The organism is bacterium SCSIO 12696 (assembly GCA_024397955.1).
Lineage (GTDB): Bacteria > Pseudomonadota > Gammaproteobacteria > Pseudomonadales > Porticoccaceae > SCSIO-12696.
Map to the genome: position 1 here is coordinate 741,627 of CP073744.1, position 19,562 is coordinate 761,188.

Sequence of the window (19,562 nt, forward strand, 5' to 3'; positions counted from 1 at the left end):
TTTTTTATCTTCAAAAAATGTTTCACACACCAGACTCAGTAATGAGGCGGCGGCGGTTCTTCACCGCCTTGACCACTACTGGCACCCAGTTCGGCTGCATTAAAACGCTCAATCAGTGTTTCACAGGCCAGTTGCAGCTGATCCAGCTGATCCTGCTGCTTACACACCACCTGATTGAGTGCTTGTATGGTGTCTTCCTGATAAGCCAGCTTGGTTTCCAATTCAACAATGCGGTCGTTTTCAATGGGCATTTGCGATGTTTCCTATATTTTGGGGCCGGATCATACCCCAATTCCCGATACCATAGTCGAGCCGCTAAAATCGCCACTCCGCAGCCGTCGAAACAGTGTATAAGCGCAGTATTTTCACTTACTATCTGCACCCTCCCTCACACATAACTAAAACAGGGCCGAAAACACACCATGAGCATTTCCTTTTCCGTAGAAAACCCAACTGTTTGTGTTATCGGTGGTGGCAATGCAGCCCACGTACTGGCGGCGCTGCTGCCCTCTCGCAATATTTCCACTCGGGTACTGGCTACCTTTGGCGACGAGGCCAACAGAATGGCCGCTGGCGTTGCCGAGCAAGGCCATCTGATTGCCGAATTTGCTGCGCACAACGCGGTTGCCGGCACTATTACCGGTACCCCAGAACAGATTTCCGCTGATGCCGCAGAGGTGATTCCCGGCAGCGACGTACTGTTATTGCCACTGCCGTCTTTCGCCTACGCCAGCGTGCTGGAAACCATCAAACCGTATCTGAAGCCCGGGATGGCCATTGGCGTCACACCCGGCCAGGGTGGCTTTGACTGGGTAGCACGGGAAGTGTTGGGTGATTTGGTGGACCAATTGGTGCTGTTTGCCATTCTGCCTATGCCCTTTAACTGCCGTATCACCGATTACGGCAAGCGTGTGGAAGTCCAGGAATTCAAACACAACTACCGGGTGGGCGTGTTACCCATCAGCGCGACCGACAGCATTATCCGGCTCAACGAAAAACTGTTTGGCCATACAGAAAGCTGCGGCCATTTTCTCAGCTCTACCCTGTACCCCGTTAATGCCATCCTTCATCCTTCCCGGCTTTACACACTCTGCAAAGACTGGACACCAGGGCAGGTATTGCCGGAAAACCCGCTGTTCTACGAAGGCATGACCAGCGAAGCCGCCGCCATGATGAACGCGTTGAATGCAGACCTTATGGCTATCGGCAATGCGCTTGAGGCTGCGGGTAAGGAATCCATTAAAGTGCCCCACATCTACGACTTCCTGACCCGTTACGTGTACGAAGACAACTCACCAGACCTGGCCACCTTCTTCCGCACCAGCCCCGCCTACAAAGGCTTTCGCTGCCCCTTTAAAGAAGTAGACGGCGGCTGGGAGCCAGACTTTGGCAACCGCTACTTTAGCGAAGACATTCCACTGGGCTTGTGTGTTTACAAAGGTGTCGCCGACCTGGCCGGTGTTGAAACCCCGGCAATCGACACCGTGGTTACCTGGGCCCAACAGCATATGAGTAAGGAATATATAGTGGATGGCAAACTGTGCGGCCGGGATATCGATGAAACCCATGCACCGCAGCGGTTTGGGATTACTTGTATAGAGCAGCTTTAGCCAGGCTAATTTTGCTTGTGCGCTGCGCTCGGCAACGCCAAGGGGGAGAAAACAACGCACGAACCAAGCTTCGGAGTGATAATAATCCCCTTCGACCTTGCCGAGTGACGGAGGTGACATAGGGTGAAACGGACAGGACGTCCGTTTCAGTGCAGCGGGTACAGGAAGTACCCTCTGCACGACCCGGCGATGGCAGCGAAAGAACGAGGGAACCCCGCAGGGGCAAGGGTGACTGGGGCGTGCTTTCTTTGCTTATCTTTCTTTGCACGAGCAAAGAAAGTCACTCGCCCAGCAGGGCGAAACCTAAAAATAAGATTTATGCAGAAAACAACAACAAAGTAAAAGCCGCCATATTGCCGCGCCACTGCGCTCTTCGTAATAACAAGATTCCACTTCTAACCCAACACTCACCCCGCTAAAATAGCGCCCCCAACGCACCTGCCAGAAGTAAAAGTCCATGCCGTTACTGCATCCACCCGAACCCCCTGCCGCTGGCCAAAAACATCGCTGGGGAGGATTACAGGGCGCTGGTCAGGCATTGGCTATTAGCGAAGCAGCACAGCAGTTTGATGGCCTGACGTTGGTGATTACCGACGCCGCCAAAGCAGCGGCGCAGTTGGAGACGGAGCTGTCGTTCTTTAACGGCGAGCTGCCAGTGCTGCACTTCCCTGACTGGGAAACTCTACCCTACGACCTGTTTTCTCCCCACCAGGATATTGTCTCCGAGCGATTGCGCTGCCTGCATCGTCTGCCTCAGGTAAATAAGGGCATTTTGATCGTACCCGCCTCCACCCTGATGCATCGGCTGGCACCGCCGTCATTTATCGGTGGCCATTCTTTTGTGTACAAAGCCGGTGATACCGTGGATGTGGACCACTTGCGGGAACAGCTGCAACAGGCGGGTTACCAGTGTGTGGATACCGTCTACGAACACGGCGAATACGCAGTGCGAGGCGCGTTGGTGGATATCTTCCCAATGGGCTCTAAACATCCCTTTCGTCTTGACCTGTTCGACGACGAAATCGAATCCCTGCGCAGTTTCGACCCGGAAAGCCAGCGCACCATCGACCAACTGGACGCCATCGACCTGCTGCCCGCCAAAGAAGTGCCGCTGGATAAAACCGGCATCCGTCGTTTTCAGGACAACTGGCACAGCCGCTTTGAGGTCAACCCACGCAACTCCACCTTGTATCAGGACATCAGCAACGGCGTTGCTTCCCAAGGTATCGAGTACTTTTTGCCTTTGTTTTTCGAGCAATGTGCCACCCTGTTCGACTACCTGCCCGGCGACACCCAGGTATTTACCAGTGGCAACCTGGAAGCCTCCACAGAACAATTTTGGCAAGAGGCCAGCGGCCGTTTTGAAGAATACGGCGTGGATCGGGAGCGGCCTCTGCTGCCGCCAGCCGAAGTATTTGTGCCCGTCAACGAACTGTTTGCCACACTCAAGCAATGGCCGCGAATAAATATCGGCAGCAGCAAACAATCCGGCACTGGCGCCAGCAATTTTGCCGTAATGAACGCCCCCGAAGTGGCAGTGGATTCCCGCGCCAGTAATCCGTTATTGGCCCTTGAAAGCCACCTGTTGGAACAGCCAGAACAGCGAATCCTTTACTGCGCCGAATCCGCTGGCCGCCGGGAAACCCTGTTGGAGCTGCTGGAAACCATTCGCCAGCAGCCGGTGGAAGTTGCTAGCTGGCGAGAGTTCCTCGATAGCAGCCATTCCAGTGCTATTACCATAGCCCCACTGGATCGCGGCCTTTCAATTAAAGCGCCCTCTATCTGCTTAATCAGCGAAGGCGACCTGTTCGGCCAGCAGGTGATGCAGCGCCGTCGCCGCTCCCGCACCCAGGATCAGGCAGACAACGTCATCAAAAACCTCACCGAGCTGCGCGAAGGCGCGCCGGTGGTGCATATCGATCACGGCGTAGGTCGCTACCGGGGTTTGCAGACCATCGGCGTCAACGATGAGATGCAGGAATTTCTGACCCTGGAATACGCCGACGACACCAAGCTCTATGTGCCGGTGTCGTCCCTGCACTTGATCAGCCGCTACAGTGGCTCGGAAGAAGACACGGCACCCCTGCATCGCTTAGGCAGCGAAAGCTGGCAAAAAGCCAAAGACAAGGCCGCCAAAGAAATTCGCGATACCGCCGCCGAGCTTTTGCAAGTGTACGCCCAACGAGCTGCCCGCCAGGGCTTTAGCTTTAGCGACCCACAGCAGGATTACCTGGCCTTTAGCCGCGACTTCCCCTTTGAAGAAACGCCAGACCAGCAAGACGCTATCGACGCGGTGAAAAAAGACCTACTGGCAGAACAACCCATGGATCGCCTGGTGTGCGGCGATGTGGGTTTTGGCAAAACCGAGGTAGCCATGCGCGCCGCTTTTATTGCGGTGAGCAATAGCAAACAAGTCATCATATTGGTACCCACCACCCTACTGGCCCAGCAGCACTACGAAAACTTTAAAGACCGCTTCGCCAACTGGCCGGTGACCGTGGAAGTGCTGTCCCGCTTCCGCACCGCCAAAGAACAGGATTCAGTGATCCAGCGCGCCGCTGAGGGCAATGTAGACATTTTGATTGGCACTCACAAACTGCTGAACAGCAGCATCAAATACAAAAACCTGGGGCTGCTCATCATCGACGAAGAACACCGCTTTGGGGTGCGTCAGAAAGAAGCTGTCAAAGCCCTGCGCGCCGAGGTGGATATTCTGACCATGACTGCAACGCCGATTCCCCGCACATTGAATATGGCCTTTGGCGGCATTCGCGACCTGTCCATTATCGCTACGCCACCGGCCAAACGATTGGCGGTAAAGACTTTTATTCGCCAGAGCGAATCACGGCTGATTCGCGAGGCGATTCTGCGGGAAACCCTGCGCGGCGGCCAAGTGTACTACCTGCACAACGAAGTCAAAACCATCGATAAGGTGGCACGGGAATTACAGGAGCTGATCCCGGAAGCCCGCATCGGTGTCGGCCACGGCAAGATGCGCGAGCGGGAACTGGAACAGGTGATGTCCGACTTCTATCACCAGCGTTTTAACCTGCTGGTGTGCACCACCATTATCGAAACCGGCATCGACGTTCCCAGCGCCAACACCATCATCATCGAGCGTGCCGACAAATTCGGCATCGCCCAGCTGCACCAACTGCGCGGCCGGGTGGGTCGATCTCACCACCAAGCCTATGCTTACCTGTTAACCCCGCACCCGAAAACCATGACCAAAGACGGCGTCAAACGCCTGGAAGCCATTGAAGCCGCCGACCACCTCGGCAGCGGTTTTACCCTGGCCACTCACGATCTGGAAATACGCGGTGCCGGCGAATTGTTGGGTGATGAACAGAGTGGTCATATCCAGCGCATCGGCTTTACTCTGTATATGGAACTGCTGGAAAAGGCAGTACAGGCGATTCAGGAGGGCAAAGAGCCAGATGTGGAAGCAGCCATGCACGACAATGTGGAGATCAACCTGCGAATTCCCGCCCTGATCCCCGACGACTACCTGCCCGACGTACCCATGCGCCTGCAGATGTACAAACGCCTGGCCAGCGCTCGCAACAGCGGTGAGTTGAAAGAGCTGCAGGTGGAAATGATCGACCGTTTTGGTCTGCTGCCGGAGTACCTGAAAAACCTGATTCGGGTTACCCAACTGCGCTTGCAGGCAGAAACACTGGGCATTACCAAAATCGAAGCCAACGCCACTGGTGGTGGCATCAGCTTTGGCAGTAACACGTCTGTGGAGCCCATCACCATCGTACAGCTTGTACAACAGCAGCCAGACCGTTATCGTTTCCAGGGTGCCACCGAGCTGCGCTTCTCGGCGGCGATGAAAACCAGCGATTTGCGTATTAATACAGTGAGCAAGCTGTTGCAGGTATTAGAGGACAAGGGAGATAAGTAATGAGTGTTAAAATAAACAGCGAACGGCGAGGTATCGGTTTGAGAAGTATCCGTTTGCCTTTGCTGGTTTCCCTTCTTCCTATGGCACTAACCTTACCCGCTACAGCTGCAAAAGACGACGCAGAAAAGTGGTACCAGGTGGAAGTGATTATCTTCCAACAGACTGACCACTACGGTCAGGAGCAGCCTCGCAAAGACGTAACGCTACAATACCCCAGCAACCATCTGGAACTGTTTGATCCCAACCAGGTGATTGAAGAAGCGGACAGCCAAGAAAATGGCCTGGAAGGTGATTCAGAGGTTATTGAGATCATTGAACAAGCACCGCCTGAAGCCACACCTTCCATTTTACTGACAGCGGAGCCTGAGCAGCCACAGGCAGAGCAAGAGCAGCCCTTCCAGATTTTGGAGTCGGATCAGCGCCAGCTTAACAACTACGCGACTGCCCTGCGCCGTCGTTCCGGTTACCAGGTGTTATACCATCAAGCTTGGCGTCAACCGGGCATCGGTTCTGCTCAAGCTCCCTGGATACTGGTACGCGCTGGGGACCGCTACGGCGAACACTTTGAATTGGAAGGCAGCTTGCGCCTGGTACGCTCTCGCTACCTACACATGGAAACGAACCTGTGGCTGAGCCGTTTTGTGGAAAATCTGGAACTGGACACACAGCCCAACTTTGAAGGGACAGAGGGCGCTGAAAATGTATGGCCGCTGCTGCCTGAATACCCAATTGCACCACCAGAAACAACCATCGAAGTATTGGAAGACAATACGGACAACCCTTTTGAAAGCACTACTGAACAAAGTCTGGCTATCGGCATTGGTGAACTGTCTCTGGAAGCCTCGGAGGCACCTCTGTTCCAGATCGGTGAGCAAGAGTTTATAGAGCCTTACAAAGTCAACGAAGTTAACTTATTCAAGGCCAGCCGCCGTATGCGACGGGATGAACTGCACTACATCGACCACCCTAAAATGGGGGTATTGGTGCAGGTAAAGCACTATGAAGTACCAGAGCCGAAATTAGAAAAACCTGAGGTCATACCGACGCCATTATTACAGAGCAATCGTTAAGTTGATTCACTAGCTATCTGGATCAAGGAGCAAGTCACCTCCTATTTCCTTGATAAGCTCATTAGCTCTGTCAAAAGCGCGGTCTACGCTGTACCTATTGCTATATTTTGGATAACCGGCTTGTTTAATATCCTCGCTTAGATGAAGAAGCGCCTTTTCATAAGCTTTAATTTTTGTGATTTTATCAGCGCCGGAAACATCCAGATTCCAAACAACTCTTATATTGTCGACTATTGCGTTCAAAATACGTACACGCTGAGATTCTTGCCCTACGTTTAACGAGTCCATAGTATCTTTTGCCAAACTTACCTGCTCAGCCAACTGTAAAGAAGATTCATCCGCTAACCATACTTTATGAACTACAGCGCCAGAAACAAAACAAACTAAAAAGCCTATAATTGCAATTGGAGTTTTCATAAATTTTCCTTAATCTCCAAAAAAGTCACAACATATCCCTCACCCCGCAAATAGCAACCAGAAAATATCTGACTCTTGCACCAGCGGTCATTAAGATTATCCGTCAGAGCAATAGCAAAAGTGTTTTCTGTCACTTCAAGCAGCTGTGCTTTATCAAAACCAAAATACTTGTTCACTGTCGGATAAAGTGCTTTAAACAAGCTTTCCTTGGCAGAAAATAACAGGGTTAAGAACCACGCTTTCTCCCAACCGCCACGGTTCAATAATTGGGTATCCTCTGGTATCGCAATGGTGTCGTAAATACGCTCGCACACCTCATCACTCACCTGCATTTCGCAATCGATACCAATCCCAACGTAATCCTTTTTCCAGGCCGCAACAGCGACTGCTTTACCAGCAGTGTGTGAAATTGAACCAACGGTATTTTCTGGCCATCTGGGAATGCGATTTTCGCCACTGTGCACCACCAGATCACGGCTCCCCAATGCATTGAGCGCACGGGCGGCGCAGTAGCGACCGGCCAGGAATTCTGCCTGTCGTTTGGGTACGGCTTTGCTGACTCGTGGAGGCAAAGGGATATCGAGCTGTTGGTAGCAGTCCGGCTGATACGCCGCCAAATCAAAACCGGTGGATTCGATCAACAGGCCCTGTTCACCTAAAGGTGCGGCAAAGTTGTCGTTTACCAGAAAAGACATCAGCTATTTTTCAACGGGAGCGGTGTCTTTTATAGGGGGTGAGTCGTCTTGTTTTAGCTGTTCCAGCTCAGCGCGAATACCATCCGCCGCCTGCTGCATGTCCCGGGCGGTATCTTGCAGCACCGAACTCATCTCACGAACAGCGTCATCAAGAGCACCATCCACCGCCTCACCGATGGCATCGCCCGCTTCGCTAATGGTTTCTGCCAGCGCATTTTGCAACTGCTGGAAAGAACTGCCCAACATGGACTGGGTGGTGCGACTAAAGTTTACCCGCCATTGACCTTGATGTTGCTCTAACACGGTATCAAAAGACAGGCCGATGCGACTGCTGCCATTCACGGAATCGAAAGCGGTAGCCACCAACGAAACATCTGCCCCCTCTTCCAGGCTGACATCACCGATTTGCAGCGCTTCGATACGGCGATCATCGTTGATGCTGATGCCGTCCATACTACCTCTGGTGGCCAGCGCCTTGGCCGCTTCAACATCCCCATCCGCCATCGCTTGCCAAAACCGCTGAGATACTGCCTGGGGAGAATCGTTATCGGTGCAGGCGCTGAGGAGCAGTGCAGCCAGCAGCAACCAACACAGCCTGAACTTTTTCGTCATCGCGAAGGCGCGTAGCGACTGTGGCGATCTCCGTAAAGGTTGCACCAAATTCGAGAGATTGCCGCGTCGCTGGGCGACTCGCAATGACGGGCACATATTTTGAGCATTCATCGTTAAACTCCTTTGGAAACTCCATTGCAAGTGCGCACCAGTACACGACGAATTTTTGGAATGCTCTGTTCCAGAACAGCCTGAATATCCGCCATTGATATGGTATCAACGCTGCGCCCAGCAGCCGGGTTGACCACCAACGCCAGGCAAGCGTAGTCCAGCCCCAGCTCACGTGCCAGGGCTGCTTCTGGCATAGCCGTCATGCCCACCAGATCACAGCCATCCTTTTCCAGGCGATCAATCTCCGCTGCACTTTCCAACCTCGGCCCCTGGGTGACTCCATGCACACCGCCATCAATCCCGGCAACACCTTCGGCCTGCAGGGCACTTAGCAGCTGCTGACGCAGTGGCTCAGTGTACGGCTGGGTAAAATCCACATGTTCCAGAGGGGCATCCGGGCCATCAGAATAGGTGTGTTGACGACCCCAGGTGTAATCGATGATCTGATCGGGAACCACCAGAGCACCCGCTCCCATATCGCTGCGAATGCCTCCCACGGCGTTTACAGCGATCACCGCAGCCACTCCCTCCTGTTTTAAAGCCGCCATATTGGCTCGGTAATTGACACAGTGAGGTGGGATATTATGACTGCTGCCGTGGCGGGCGAGGAACACCACATCGGCACCACCCAGCTGGCCGCAGAGCAAGGGCGACGATGGTGAACCGTACTGAGTGGTGACCGTTCTGCTGTGATGAATTTGCAGCTCCGGCATTTGAGTTAAACCGGTGCCGCCAATAATGGCCATTTTTTGCATAGTGATTTATTTCGAGTCAGCCAGTAAAAGGAGCTCTTGGCAATGACAAAAGGCGCAGCAGGTTACTCCCACTCCACCTTCAATCCATAGATACCCGGTAGATTGCGCCAATACCCCAGATAATCCATACCGGAGCCAAACAGATAGAGGTCGCTAGTGGTCAAGCCAACGAAGTCCGGGCGAATGTCTGCGCGCTCGCGATCGTGGCGTTTTTCCACCAGAACTGCCGTATGTACAGCCTCCGCGCCTTCCGCCTTACAGTGCTCAACAATCGATTGCAGGGTAAAACCTTCGTCAAAAATATCGTCGAGAATCAATACGGTGCGATCTTTCATATCCTGTTGTGGCCGCGCCAACCAATTGATATCCGAACCGATGGTTTCGCCGCGGTAGCGGGTGGCATGTAGATAATCCAATTCCAGAGGAAAGCGCAGCAGCGTCAATAGCTGGCCAGTAAATACCACACCACCATTGAGCACACAGATCACAATGGGGTTGGTATCCGCCAGTTTTTCAGTGATATCAGAAGCAATACGCTCAATGGCGGAATCCACTTCTTCTCCGGAACTCAGCTCCAGAGCGTAATCCAGTATTTCTACAACGTCAGGCAGTTCATTTGCAGGTGAGTCACTCAAAAGGTTTATACCTCTGTGGTTGCCGTATGGGTGGTGGTCGCTATGCCATTGGGCACATGCACCGTTGAGGTGGGGAAAGCAATTTCCGCCTGATGGCTATCGATAATGGCGGCAACTTTCAGCAGCACATCCTGCTTCACTTCATGGAAGTGCACCCAATTACAGGTTTTGGTAAAGGTATAGACAAAAAAGTCCACCGAAGATGCGCCGAAGCTGTTGAAGTTAACAATCAGGGTTTGTTTGGTGTCAATCTCTTCATGGGCTAACAGCATCGCTTTTACGTCCGCAACAATGGCATCCATAACCGCAATGTCGTCATAGCGAATACCAATGGTTTCATAGATGCGGCGGTTGGTCATCCGCGATGGGTTCTCTATGGAAATCTGGGTAAACACCGAGTTGGGAATGTACAAGGGGCGCTTGTCAAAGGTGCGAATGCGAGTCATACGCCAGCCAATATCCTCCACGGTTCCCTCAATTTCCTGGTCCGGCGAGCGCACCCAATCCCCCACTTTAAAGGGCCGGTCGAAGTAGATCATCATGCCACCGAAGAAGTTGGCGAGCAGATCCTTGGCGGCAAAACCCACGGCAATACCGCCAATACCGCCAAACGCCAGCAGGCCGGAGATACTAAAGCCGAACACCTGCATCACAATCAGCAGTGAGCTGATAATGACTGCGGCCCGCAACAGTTTGCCAACCGCCCTGGCGGTGGTTTGATCCACGGGCGGGGTCTGATATTCCGGATCGAGGAAATTGCGTTCAGCTCGCTTCAAAAAGTTGAGCAGAAACAACATCACCAAAAAGATCACTGCTACCTTGTTGGCTTGGGCAATCAGTTTTTCCCACGCCGGGTCACTGCTAAAGGCGATTTCCGCGGCAAAGTTAATCCCCAAAATCCACACCAACCACACCAGTGGCCGTCGAAAGGCTTCGATCAGGGCATCGTCCCACACGGTTTTGGTTTTTGCCGCCTGTTTTTCCAGGCGATTGATGACTTTATTCACCAAAAAGCCCAGTGACAGCGCCAGCAATACAATCAGAAATACTTCCGCCATCCAGAGAAATTTCTCTCCGACTATATTCGCCAGCCAGCTTTCAATTGCCTGCACGTAGATCTCCTGTAGTACCTGTTTTTAGCACCTATTTTTAGTGTCTATTTTGCGGTCAAGTGATTGAGTTGTTGTTGGGTGCGCTGATACCGCTCGCTCAATTGCAACTGCTGCCAGGACACCTTGCCACTGGCACACATCTGTTCAATACCCTTGGTTGCTAACGGAGGGTGCTGATGCTGTTGCAACCAGGCCAGCACTTCCAGTGCGCCCTGGCGGTTGTTACACACCAGCACCATATCACAACCAGCGTCCAGTGCCGCAGCGGCTTTTTGCGGGTAGCCACCGGCCACATCAGCCCCCTTCATCGAAAGGTCATCGCTGAAAATTACCCCGCTAAAACCCAGCTCCTCTCGCAGCACCTGTTGCAGCCAAAACGGACTGAAGCCCACCGTTTGCGGCGCCACCTGAGGAAACAGAATATGCGCTGGCATAACCCCGCGATAGTGACCCAACAAGCTCACAAAGGGCACCATATCCCGCTGACGCACCTCATCCAAAGTGCGGTTGTCAGTGGGGGTTTCTTTGTGACTGTCCGCCACCACAGAACCATGGCCCGGGAAATGTTTGGCCGTAGCGGCCATACCGGCTTCCCCCATCCCCGCAATAAACTCGGTGGCACAGGCAACCGCCTCTTTTACATCGTCAGAAAACGCCCGGTCGCCAATCACCTGGGAGCGATCTGTGTCCAGATCCAATACCGGGGCAAAGCTGATGTCCAAACCGCAGGCACGCAGTTCACTGGCCATCAACCAGCCGGTATCGCGGCATAAGGTCAGGCCGATTTTCGCGTCTTCACGATAGCACTTGCCCAGTTGCTGCATATTAGGCAAACGCGTGAAGCCGGTTTTAAAGCGCTGCACCCTGCCCCCCTCCTGGTCCACTGCCAACAGCAGCTCCGGGCGAACGGCGCGAATTTGTTCGACCAAGGTACAAAGTTGCTCGCGGGACTCAAAATTGCGAGTAAAAAAGATGACACCGCCCACTTCGGGCTGTTGCAACAGAGTGCGCTCGTCATCGCTGAGCGTTGTGCTCTCAAGGTCGAGCATTAAAGGGCCTAAAGGCATCAATCCATCCTGCCGGTCAATCGTGAAAGCGGCCACGTTAAGAGCCTCAAGCGGTAATGTCAACGCGCCTTTTCAGGGCACCAGCCCACCCCAAACTGGTTGCTTTTTGAACAAGTGAGTTTATGGACGGATGGCGGGGGGAAACCTAAAATGATTTTCACAAACTCTATTTCATTCGGTAAAACTCCCATGCCTACCCCATTTCTACAACACCTGGCGGCCGAGCTCGACCAAATCCGCAGCGACGGCCTGTACAAAGGCGAGCGGGTAATCACCTCCCAGCAAGCGTCTCAAATTGAGGTTCAAGGCGGCCAGCAGGTACTGAACTTTTGCGCCAATAACTACCTGGGCCTGGCCAATCACCCGACATTAATCGAGGCCGCCAACGCTGGCCTCAATAAGCACGGGTTTGGGGTGGCTTCGGTACGCTTTATTTGTGGCACTCAGGACATTCACAAAACCCTGGAACAGAAACTCAGCGAGTTTCTGGGCACCGAAGACACTATCCTCTACTCCTCTTGCTTCGACGCCAACGGCGGTTTGTTTGAAACCTTGCTGGGCCCGGAAGACGCCATTATCTCCGATGCGCTCAACCACGCCTCCATTATCGACGGTGTGCGCCTGTGTAAGGCCAAGCGTTACCGCTACGCCAATAACGACATGGCAGAACTGGAAGCGCGCTTGCAGGAAGCCGACGAGGCCGGCGCCCGTTTTAAACTGATCGCCACCGATGGCGTATTTTCCATGGACGGGGTAATCGCCAACCTTAAGGCGGTCTGTGATTTAGCCGACAAATACGACGCCCTGGTCATGGTGGACGACTCCCACGCCGTGGGCTTTCTCGGCGACAACGGTCGCGGCTCCCACGAATACTGCAATGTGATGAATCGGGTAGATATCATTACCGGCACCTTGGGCAAAGCCATGGGCGGCTCTTCCGGCGGCTACACCTCTGGCCGCAAGGAAATTATCGATATCTTGCGCCAGCGCTCGCGCCCCTACCTGTTCTCTAACTCCATGGCACCGGCGGTGGTGACCGCTTCCATCAAAGTGATCGAGATGCTGTCGCAGAGCAAAGACCTGATCCAGAAATTGGCGGATAACAGCCGCTATTTTCGCGAGCGCATGACCGAGGCAGGGTTTACCCTGGCCGGTGCCGATCACGCCATTATTCCCGTCATGATTGGCGATGCCCGCCTGGCCGCAGAGTTTGCCGACAAAATGCTCGAGGAAGGCATTTATGTGGTGGGCTTTTCGTTCCCGGTTGTACCCAAGGGTCAGGCCCGCATTCGCACTCAAATGTCCGCAGCGCACACCAATGAACAGTTGGACAACGCAATTGCGGCGTTTATTAAAGTGGGTAAATCACTCGGCGTTATTTAAACCGCGGCTGAAGGCACTTCGATATGCGCCTTCACTTTTCGGAGCCAACCATGAAAGCATTATCCAAACTCAAAGCTGAACCGGGAATCTGGGCCACCGAGGTCGACAAGCCCGAAATGGGCCACAACGACCTGCTCATCCGCATTCGCAAAACTGCGATTTGTGGCACCGATGTGCACATCTACAACTGGGATAAATGGTCTCAGCAAACCATTCCCGTGCCCATGGTCGTAGGCCATGAATTTGTCGGAGAAGTGGTGGACATGGGCCAGGAAGTGCGCGGTTTTAATCTCGGCGACCGGGTATCCGGCGAAGGTCATATTACCTGTGGCCACTGCCGTAACTGCCGTGCCGGACGACGCCACCTGTGCCGTAACACCGTCGGCGTCGGTGTGGACCGCCCCGGTGCTTTTGCCGAATATCTGGTGATTCCCGCATTCAATGCCTTCAAATTGCCCGACGATATTAGCGACGATTTGGCCGCTATTTTTGACCCATTTGGCAATGCCGTGCACACCACTTTGTCTTTTGACCTGATCGGCGAAGACGTGCTGATTACCGGTGCAGGCCCCATTGGTATTATGGCAGTGGCTATTGCCAAGCACTGCGGTGCTCGCCATGTGGTGATTACCGACTTGAACGAATACCGCCTTGACCTGGCTAGAAAAATGGGCGCAACCCGAGCCGTGAATGTCGCCAGTGAAAAACTGCCTCAAGTGATGCAGGAATTAGGCATGACCGAAGGCTTTGATATCGGCCTGGAAATGTCTGGTGTGCCGGTGGCATTTAACGACATGCTCAACAACATGAACCACGGCGGCAAAATTGCCATGCTCGGCATTCCCCCCGGAGAAATGGTCATCGACTGGAACAAGGTCATTTTCAAGGGCTTGGTGATCAAGGGCATTTACGGACGAGAGATGTTTGAGACCTGGTACAAGATGAGCACCCTGATCCAAAGCGGCCTCGATTTGAGCCCCATTATTACCCACCACTACTCTGTGGATGACTTCCAAAAAGGCTTCGACATGATGTGTTCCGGGCAGTCGGGCAAAGTAATTTTGGACTGGCAAAAATAGTATTCCACCACCGCCCCCGCGATAACGAACATTATAGATACTGAAGACGCAGAACCATGAAAATAAACATCATCACCACTGGCGGCACCATCGACAAAATTTACTTCGATGCCAAAAGCGACTACCAAGTCGGCGACCCGGTGATTGGCGAATTGCTAAAGCGCATGGAAGTGGGCTTTGAATTTCAGGTGCATTCGGTATTGCGCAAAGACAGTCTGGACTTAACCGATACAGATCGCCAACTGATTGTCGACCGGGTGAAAGCCTGTGACAGTGATTATGTATTGGTCACCCATGGCACCGACGGCATGGTGGAAACCGGCAAATGGCTTTGTCAGCAAGTGCCGGAGAAACACATACTGATGACCGGCGCCCTGCAACCTGCGGCATTTCGGGAAACCGATGCCATCTTTAATATCGGCTGCGCACTGGGGGCCCTGCAAGCGGTAGAGCCCGGTGTCTACATCGCCATGAACGGCCAGCTGTTCAACGCCGCCAAAGTCGTCAAAAATGTGGCCGCCAATCGCTTTGAACCCGCCAACACCTAAAAATAGCGTTTCTACCCAGCAAAAAAGCCCTTAGCGGGCTTTTTTGTGCTTATTTTTTTAGATATTTTTTTCATTACCCATCTATTTTTTATTCTTCTTTCCTATAAGTGACGTTATTTGGCTCGCGCTAATCCTTTGAATTTTCTTTGCTTTTAAAAACACCGCCGCAAACACATTATTTTTGGAAATTTTACTGAACAGAGTATTCCCCTAACGGCAATAGGAAAGCCAGTTCAGCAGTGATAGGGTTTTAATTCTATTTTCAATATTGGAGCATTGTCGTGGCCAAGCACTATCCTGAAATTGGTTCCTGGTATCAGGACGCTGCAGAGGATGTGCTGTTTGAAGTGGTCGCGGTTGACGATGCCGCCGCCACCATCGAAATCCAGTTACTGGGAGGCGAAGTCAGCGAACTGGATTTTGAAACCTGGGGTCAGATGTTAATCCTCAGTGCTGAAGCCCCCGAAGATTGGCGAGCCTCCTACGAGCTGAGCAGTGAAGACAGCCACGAACTCGACGACATACACATCCCCGACAGCGTACAAGACCCTCTCACCACTCTCGACTCCCACCTCGGGTTTCGCAGCGACGATTGACCCATACCGACCTCTTTTTATCAGATAAATTATCTCTTGCATCTTGTTTTTTACAGCGCCATACTGGACACAATTACAGCTGTATAAAAAACCAGTCAAAGGACGTTCTGATGATTGAACTGACGCCGCGCCAGCAGCAAATTCTCGACTTGATAAAATTGCACATCGACGATACCGGATACCCCCCTACCCGTGCAGAGATTGCCGAGGCCTTGGGCTTTCGTTCTGCCAACGCCGCTCAAGAGCACCTGAAAGCCCTGGAACGTAAAGGCATGATCGAGATTATTCCCGGTGGCTCTCGCAGTATTCGTTTGCTGGTGGATGACACGGTTCCGGACGGCCTGCCCGTGGTCGGCCGGGTGGCCGCTGGCAGCCCGATTCTGGCGGAAGAAAATGTGGAGGAATATTACGAAGTGCCGGAACAGCTGTTCCACCCCGCCGCGTCCTACTTCCTGCGGGTTCAAGGCATGAGCATGAAAGACATCGGTATTATGGACGGTGACCTGCTGGCAGTGCACCGCCAGGAAACCGCTGAAAATGGCCAAGTGGTGGTGGCAAGAGTCGATGACGAGGTGACCGTCAAGAGACTCAAGCGCACCCGCAGCAAATACGAAATTCACCTGCTACCAGAAAACCAGGACTTTGAACCCATAGTGGTTAATCTGCGAGAGCAGGATTTCGCCATTGAAGGGCTAAGCGTCGGCGTATTAAGAACCGATATGTAAACCAAACGACGAAACCCATATACGTAAAAAGGCAGCTATTGCTGCCTTTTTACGTATTCGCACCCATAAGGTGGATTGCTGGCTTAGTGCAGTATGCGAGGTGCCTCTTCACGCGCTTCCTGTTCGCTCTCTTCCTCATCATTGATCTGCTCGACCACCTCGATACCGGCGTCGATCATCGCCTTGGCCACGTCCACACTGGAGTCGCGCAAGTAATGCTGGGCTTCCTTGGAAAAACGAATACGCACCAGCGGTTCACCGCCGCCATCAGTGCGTTGCAGCGCATAATCACCGTCAGAGAGTTGAACAATTTCGTACAAAGTAGAAGACATGGGGTTACATCTGTGAAAACAAGTTACCCTGAGAGTCTATCATAAAAATAAAGTTTCAGGCTTCGGGCTTCACCGCTCTCAGAATGACACTTGCTCGCAGCCAGCGGCCCGTCGCACGAGGTTATTTTTTCTTGCGCTTATCCTCAACGTCCCACTTACCATTCTTATACCAGGCACGAAAGCCGGTGGACTTGCCCTCCACTTCCGCCTGCACATACTGCTCTTTGGTCTTGCGACTGTAGCGCACGTAGGTGGGCACACCGTCAGGGTCAGCAACGGGGGCGCTCCACAGGAAGTTGTATTTGGGGTCAATCTCGTCCTTGTGAGGCAGCATCTCGGCAATCTGTGGTGAGCGGGTCTCACGGTGTTTGGGGAACTGGCTGGCAGCCAGGAACAGGCCACTGGCACCGTCGCGCAGAATGTAATGGTCGTCCACTTTGACGCACTGCAGTTCCGGCATGGGCACCGGGTCCATCTTCGGTGGCGCCGGCTGGCCGTTCTTCAGCAGCTTGCGGGTGTTTTTGCAGGTTTCGTTGGTGCAACCAAAGAACTTGCCAAAGCGGCCGGTCTTTAGCTGCATCTCACTGCCGCACTTGTCGCAATCCAGTACTGGGCCTTCGTAGCCCTTGATCACGAAGGTGCCCTCTTCCACCTGGAAGCCATCACAATCCGGGTTATTGCCGCAGATATGGATTTTGCGCTTCTCGTCAATCAGGTAGTTTTCCATGGCGGAGTTGCATTTGTGGCAGCGGCGCTTTTCCATCAGCTGACGGGCTTCCGCCTCGTCATCGTCATCCACATTCACCGCCTCGTCGCCGGGCAGCAGATTGAGGGTGCCTTTACAGCGCTCTTTGGGCGGCAGGCTGTAGCCGGAGCAGCCCAAGAACACCCCAGTGCTACCGGTGCGCACCATCATATGGCGGCCACAGAGCGGGCAGGGAACGTCAGTTTCCGAAGGCGCATTGGGGCGCATTCCCCCTTCGGCACTGTGGGCCTGCTCCAGTTTGGCGGAAAAGTCCTGGTAAAAGCGGTTGAGCACGTCCTGCCAATCCAGGTCGCCATCCGCCACTTTATCCAGATACTCTTCCATGGCGGCGGTAAAGCCGTAGTCCATCAGGTCGGTAAAATTCTCGTTAAGACGATCGGTAACAATATCGCCGATTTTCTCCGCGTAAAAACGCCGGTTTTCCACCCTTACGTAACCGCGATCCTGAATGGTGGAAATAATTGAGGCGTAGGTGGACGGGCGACCAATGCCGCGTTTTTCCAGTTCTTTTACCAGTGAGGCTTCGCTGTAGCGAGCCGGTGGCTTGGTAAAGTGCTGGTTGGGAATCAGAATATTCAGGTTGAGCTCGTCGCCCACCGCCAGATCAGGCAGTTCAACATCGTCGTCTTTTTTGCGATGCGCGGGCAGCACCTTCAGGTAACCATCAAAGCGAATCACCCGGCCTTTTACCCGTAACTCGTAATCGCCGGCGGTGACTGTCACTGTGGTGCTGGTAAATTCTGCAGGTACCATCTGGCAGGCCACAAACTGCTGCCAGATCAGTTGATAGAGTTTGCGAGCGTCCGCCTCCATGTCCGACAAGTCGCCTGGCATGATATCGATATTGGACGGGCGAATTGCTTCGTGGGCCTCTTGGGCACCGGATTTGCTGCTGTAGGCAATGGGTGCATCGGGCAGGTATTTGTCGCCAAAACGCACACCGATAAACTCCCGGCAGGCGTCCACCGCCTCTTTACTGAGGTTGGTGGAGTCGGTACGCATATAAGTGATGTAACCCGCTTCGTACAAGCGCTGGGCCATCATCATGGTTTTCTTCACCCCATAACCGAGGCGGGTACTGGCCGCCTGCTGCAAGGTAGAAGTAATAAATGGGGCCGATGGCTTGGACTTGGTGGGTTTGTCTTCCCGGTTGCTGACTCGGTATTGGGCCGGCTTCAGCTGTGCCAGAGCCGCGTCGGTCTCCGCCTTGTTGCCAGGGCGAAACGCTTTGCCCTGATGGCGGGCCACATCAAAACGGATAATTTGTTCAAGGTCTTCCGCCGTTCTTTCCAGATCCGCCTGAACCGTCCAGTATTCTTCCGGAATAAAAGCGCGAATCTCCCGTTCGCGCTCCACCAGCATTTTCACCGCCACCGATTGCACACGGCCGGCGGACAGGCCACGGGCGACTTTTTCCCACAGCAGTGGCGACACCATATAGCCCACCACCCGGTCGAGGAAACGGCGGGCCTGCTGGGCGTTTACCCGGTTGTTGTCCAGCTCACCGGGCTCGGAGAAGGCGTCCTTAATAGCGCTTTTGGTGATCTCGTTAAACACCACCCGCTTGTAGCGGCCCAGGTCACCGCCAATGGCTTCCTGCAAGTGCCAGGCAATCGCCTCCCCTTCTCTATCCAAGTCCGTTGCCAGATAGATATGGTCGGCGTCTTTGGCGAGTTTTTTCAGCTCCGCGACAACTTTTTCCTTGCCCGGCAGAATCTGGTAGTTGGCCGCCCAGCCGCGATCCGGGTCAATTCCCATACGGTTGACCAGCTGTTCTTTGGCTTTCTTGCGCTTGTGTTCAATTTTTTGTTCGGGAGACATTTTCCGAGTCAGGGCGGCCGCCTTGGCTCGTGCTTTGGGATCGACTGGTTGGCGGGCACCGCCGCCGGTGGGCAAATCGCGGATATGGCCGACACTGGATTTTACGGTGAAATCTTTACCCAGATACTTGTTGATGGTCTTCGCCTTGGCTGGCGACTCCACAATTACCAGTGATTTTCCCATAGATGCTTGAACCTGTCTGGTGGCCTCCCCGGCCACAAAGTGTGGATATGCCCGCTCAAGATAGTTTCAGAGGAGCGAAAGTGGCGAATATACACGGACAGAACCGGCACAGGTCAAGAAAAATTTTTCGTTGTATAT

General features: G+C 53.5%; 18 protein-coding genes. 8 read left to right on the forward strand and 10 right to left on the reverse strand.

Annotation, left to right across the window (positions count from 1 at the left end):
• Window positions 1–35 precede the first annotated feature (35 nt).
• Window positions 36–251 carry a SlyX family protein gene (locus KFE80_03375; protein ID UTW45954.1) on the reverse strand — a complete coding sequence of 72 codons (216 nt, stop codon included), beginning with the start codon at window positions 249–251 and terminating at the stop codon, window positions 36–38.
• Between the two features lie 171 nt (window positions 252–422).
• Here KFE80_03375 and KFE80_03380 point away from each other — a divergent pair, with 171 nt between their 5' ends.
• The 3 genes from KFE80_03380 (at window position 423) to KFE80_03390 (ending at window position 6,587) form a co-directional block, all read left to right on the forward strand.
• Window positions 423–1,610: an NAD/NADP octopine/nopaline dehydrogenase family protein gene (locus KFE80_03380; protein ID UTW45955.1), complete on the forward strand. Its 1,188-nt coding sequence runs from the start codon at window positions 423–425 to the stop codon at window positions 1,608–1,610.
• Between the two features lie 457 nt (window positions 1,611–2,067).
• Window positions 2,068–5,517 (forward strand): transcription-repair coupling factor, encoded by a 3,450-nt coding sequence (mfd, locus tag KFE80_03385; protein ID UTW45956.1) that lies wholly within the window; start codon window positions 2,068–2,070, stop codon window positions 5,515–5,517.
• Window positions 5,517–6,587 carry a hypothetical protein gene (locus KFE80_03390; GenBank protein UTW45957.1) on the forward strand — a complete coding sequence of 357 codons (1,071 nt, stop codon included), beginning with the start codon at window positions 5,517–5,519 and terminating at the stop codon, window positions 6,585–6,587. Before mfd ends, KFE80_03390 begins: the two co-directional genes overlap by 1 nt.
• A gap of 9 nt (window positions 6,588–6,596) precedes the next feature.
• Here the strand turns inward: KFE80_03390 and KFE80_03395 are convergent, their stop codons facing one another.
• From KFE80_03395 to nagZ, 7 genes are all read right to left on the reverse strand, one after another.
• Complete coding sequence (locus tag KFE80_03395; GenBank protein UTW45958.1) at window positions 6,597–7,004, reverse strand: hypothetical protein; 408 nt, start codon at window positions 7,002–7,004, stop codon at window positions 6,597–6,599.
• Complete coding sequence (locus tag KFE80_03400) at window positions 7,001–7,645, reverse strand: 4'-phosphopantetheinyl transferase superfamily protein (protein UTW45959.1); 645 nt, start codon at window positions 7,643–7,645, stop codon at window positions 7,001–7,003. The genes KFE80_03395 and KFE80_03400 overlap by 4 nt, the downstream gene beginning before the upstream one ends.
• Window positions 7,646–7,702: 57 nt before the next feature.
• Window positions 7,703–8,311 (reverse strand): hypothetical protein, encoded by a 609-nt coding sequence (locus tag KFE80_03405; GenBank protein UTW45960.1) that lies wholly within the window; start codon window positions 8,309–8,311, stop codon window positions 7,703–7,705.
• A 113-nt stretch (window positions 8,312–8,424) separates the two neighbouring features.
• Complete coding sequence (locus KFE80_03410) at window positions 8,425–9,177, reverse strand: S-methyl-5'-thioinosine phosphorylase (GenBank protein UTW45961.1); 753 nt, start codon at window positions 9,175–9,177, stop codon at window positions 8,425–8,427.
• A 62-nt stretch (window positions 9,178–9,239) separates the two neighbouring features.
• Entirely contained in the window at window positions 9,240–9,812 is a 573-nt protein-coding gene (locus KFE80_03415) for a hypoxanthine-guanine phosphoribosyltransferase (protein UTW45962.1), read from the reverse strand.
• A gap of 5 nt (window positions 9,813–9,817) precedes the next feature.
• Window positions 9,818–10,870, reverse strand: a complete 1,053-nt coding sequence (locus KFE80_03420) for a mechanosensitive ion channel family protein (protein UTW46613.1) — start codon at window positions 10,868–10,870, stop codon at window positions 9,818–9,820.
• Window positions 10,871–10,968: 98 nt separating this feature from the next.
• The gene (gene nagZ, locus KFE80_03425; protein ID UTW46614.1) at window positions 10,969–11,973 is read right to left on the reverse strand and encodes a beta-N-acetylhexosaminidase; all 1,005 of its coding nucleotides are present in this window, start codon (window positions 11,971–11,973) and stop codon (window positions 10,969–10,971) included.
• A gap of 207 nt (window positions 11,974–12,180) precedes the next feature.
• Between nagZ and KFE80_03430 the strand changes: the two genes are divergently transcribed.
• The 5 genes from KFE80_03430 to lexA all read left to right on the forward strand — a co-directional run bounded on the left by KFE80_03430 (window position 12,181) and on the right by lexA (window position 16,322).
• Window positions 12,181–13,374 (forward strand): glycine C-acetyltransferase, encoded by a 1,194-nt coding sequence (locus KFE80_03430; protein UTW45963.1) that lies wholly within the window; start codon window positions 12,181–12,183, stop codon window positions 13,372–13,374.
• A 50-nt stretch (window positions 13,375–13,424) separates the two neighbouring features.
• Entirely contained in the window at window positions 13,425–14,453 is a 1,029-nt protein-coding gene (gene tdh / locus KFE80_03435) for an L-threonine 3-dehydrogenase (protein ID UTW45964.1), read from the forward strand.
• A gap of 56 nt (window positions 14,454–14,509) precedes the next feature.
• Window positions 14,510–15,001, forward strand: coding sequence for an asparaginase (locus tag KFE80_03440; GenBank protein ID UTW45965.1), 492 nt, complete (start codon window positions 14,510–14,512; stop codon window positions 14,999–15,001).
• A 281-nt stretch (window positions 15,002–15,282) separates the two neighbouring features.
• Complete coding sequence (locus tag KFE80_03445; GenBank protein ID UTW45966.1) at window positions 15,283–15,597, forward strand: hypothetical protein; 315 nt, start codon at window positions 15,283–15,285, stop codon at window positions 15,595–15,597.
• 110 nt (window positions 15,598–15,707) lie between these two features.
• Window positions 15,708–16,322 (forward strand): transcriptional repressor LexA, encoded by a 615-nt coding sequence (gene lexA, locus KFE80_03450; GenBank protein UTW45967.1) that lies wholly within the window; start codon window positions 15,708–15,710, stop codon window positions 16,320–16,322.
• 83 nt (window positions 16,323–16,405) lie between these two features.
• On the opposite strand, the gene KFE80_03455 is transcribed toward lexA, so the two are convergent.
• Window positions 16,406–16,654, reverse strand: a complete 249-nt coding sequence (locus KFE80_03455) for a hypothetical protein (protein ID UTW45968.1) — start codon at window positions 16,652–16,654, stop codon at window positions 16,406–16,408.
• Window positions 16,655–16,775: 121 nt separating this feature from the next.
• Entirely contained in the window at window positions 16,776–19,424 is a 2,649-nt protein-coding gene (topA, locus tag KFE80_03460) for a type I DNA topoisomerase (GenBank protein UTW45969.1), read from the reverse strand.
• Window positions 19,425–19,562 lie beyond the last annotated feature (138 nt).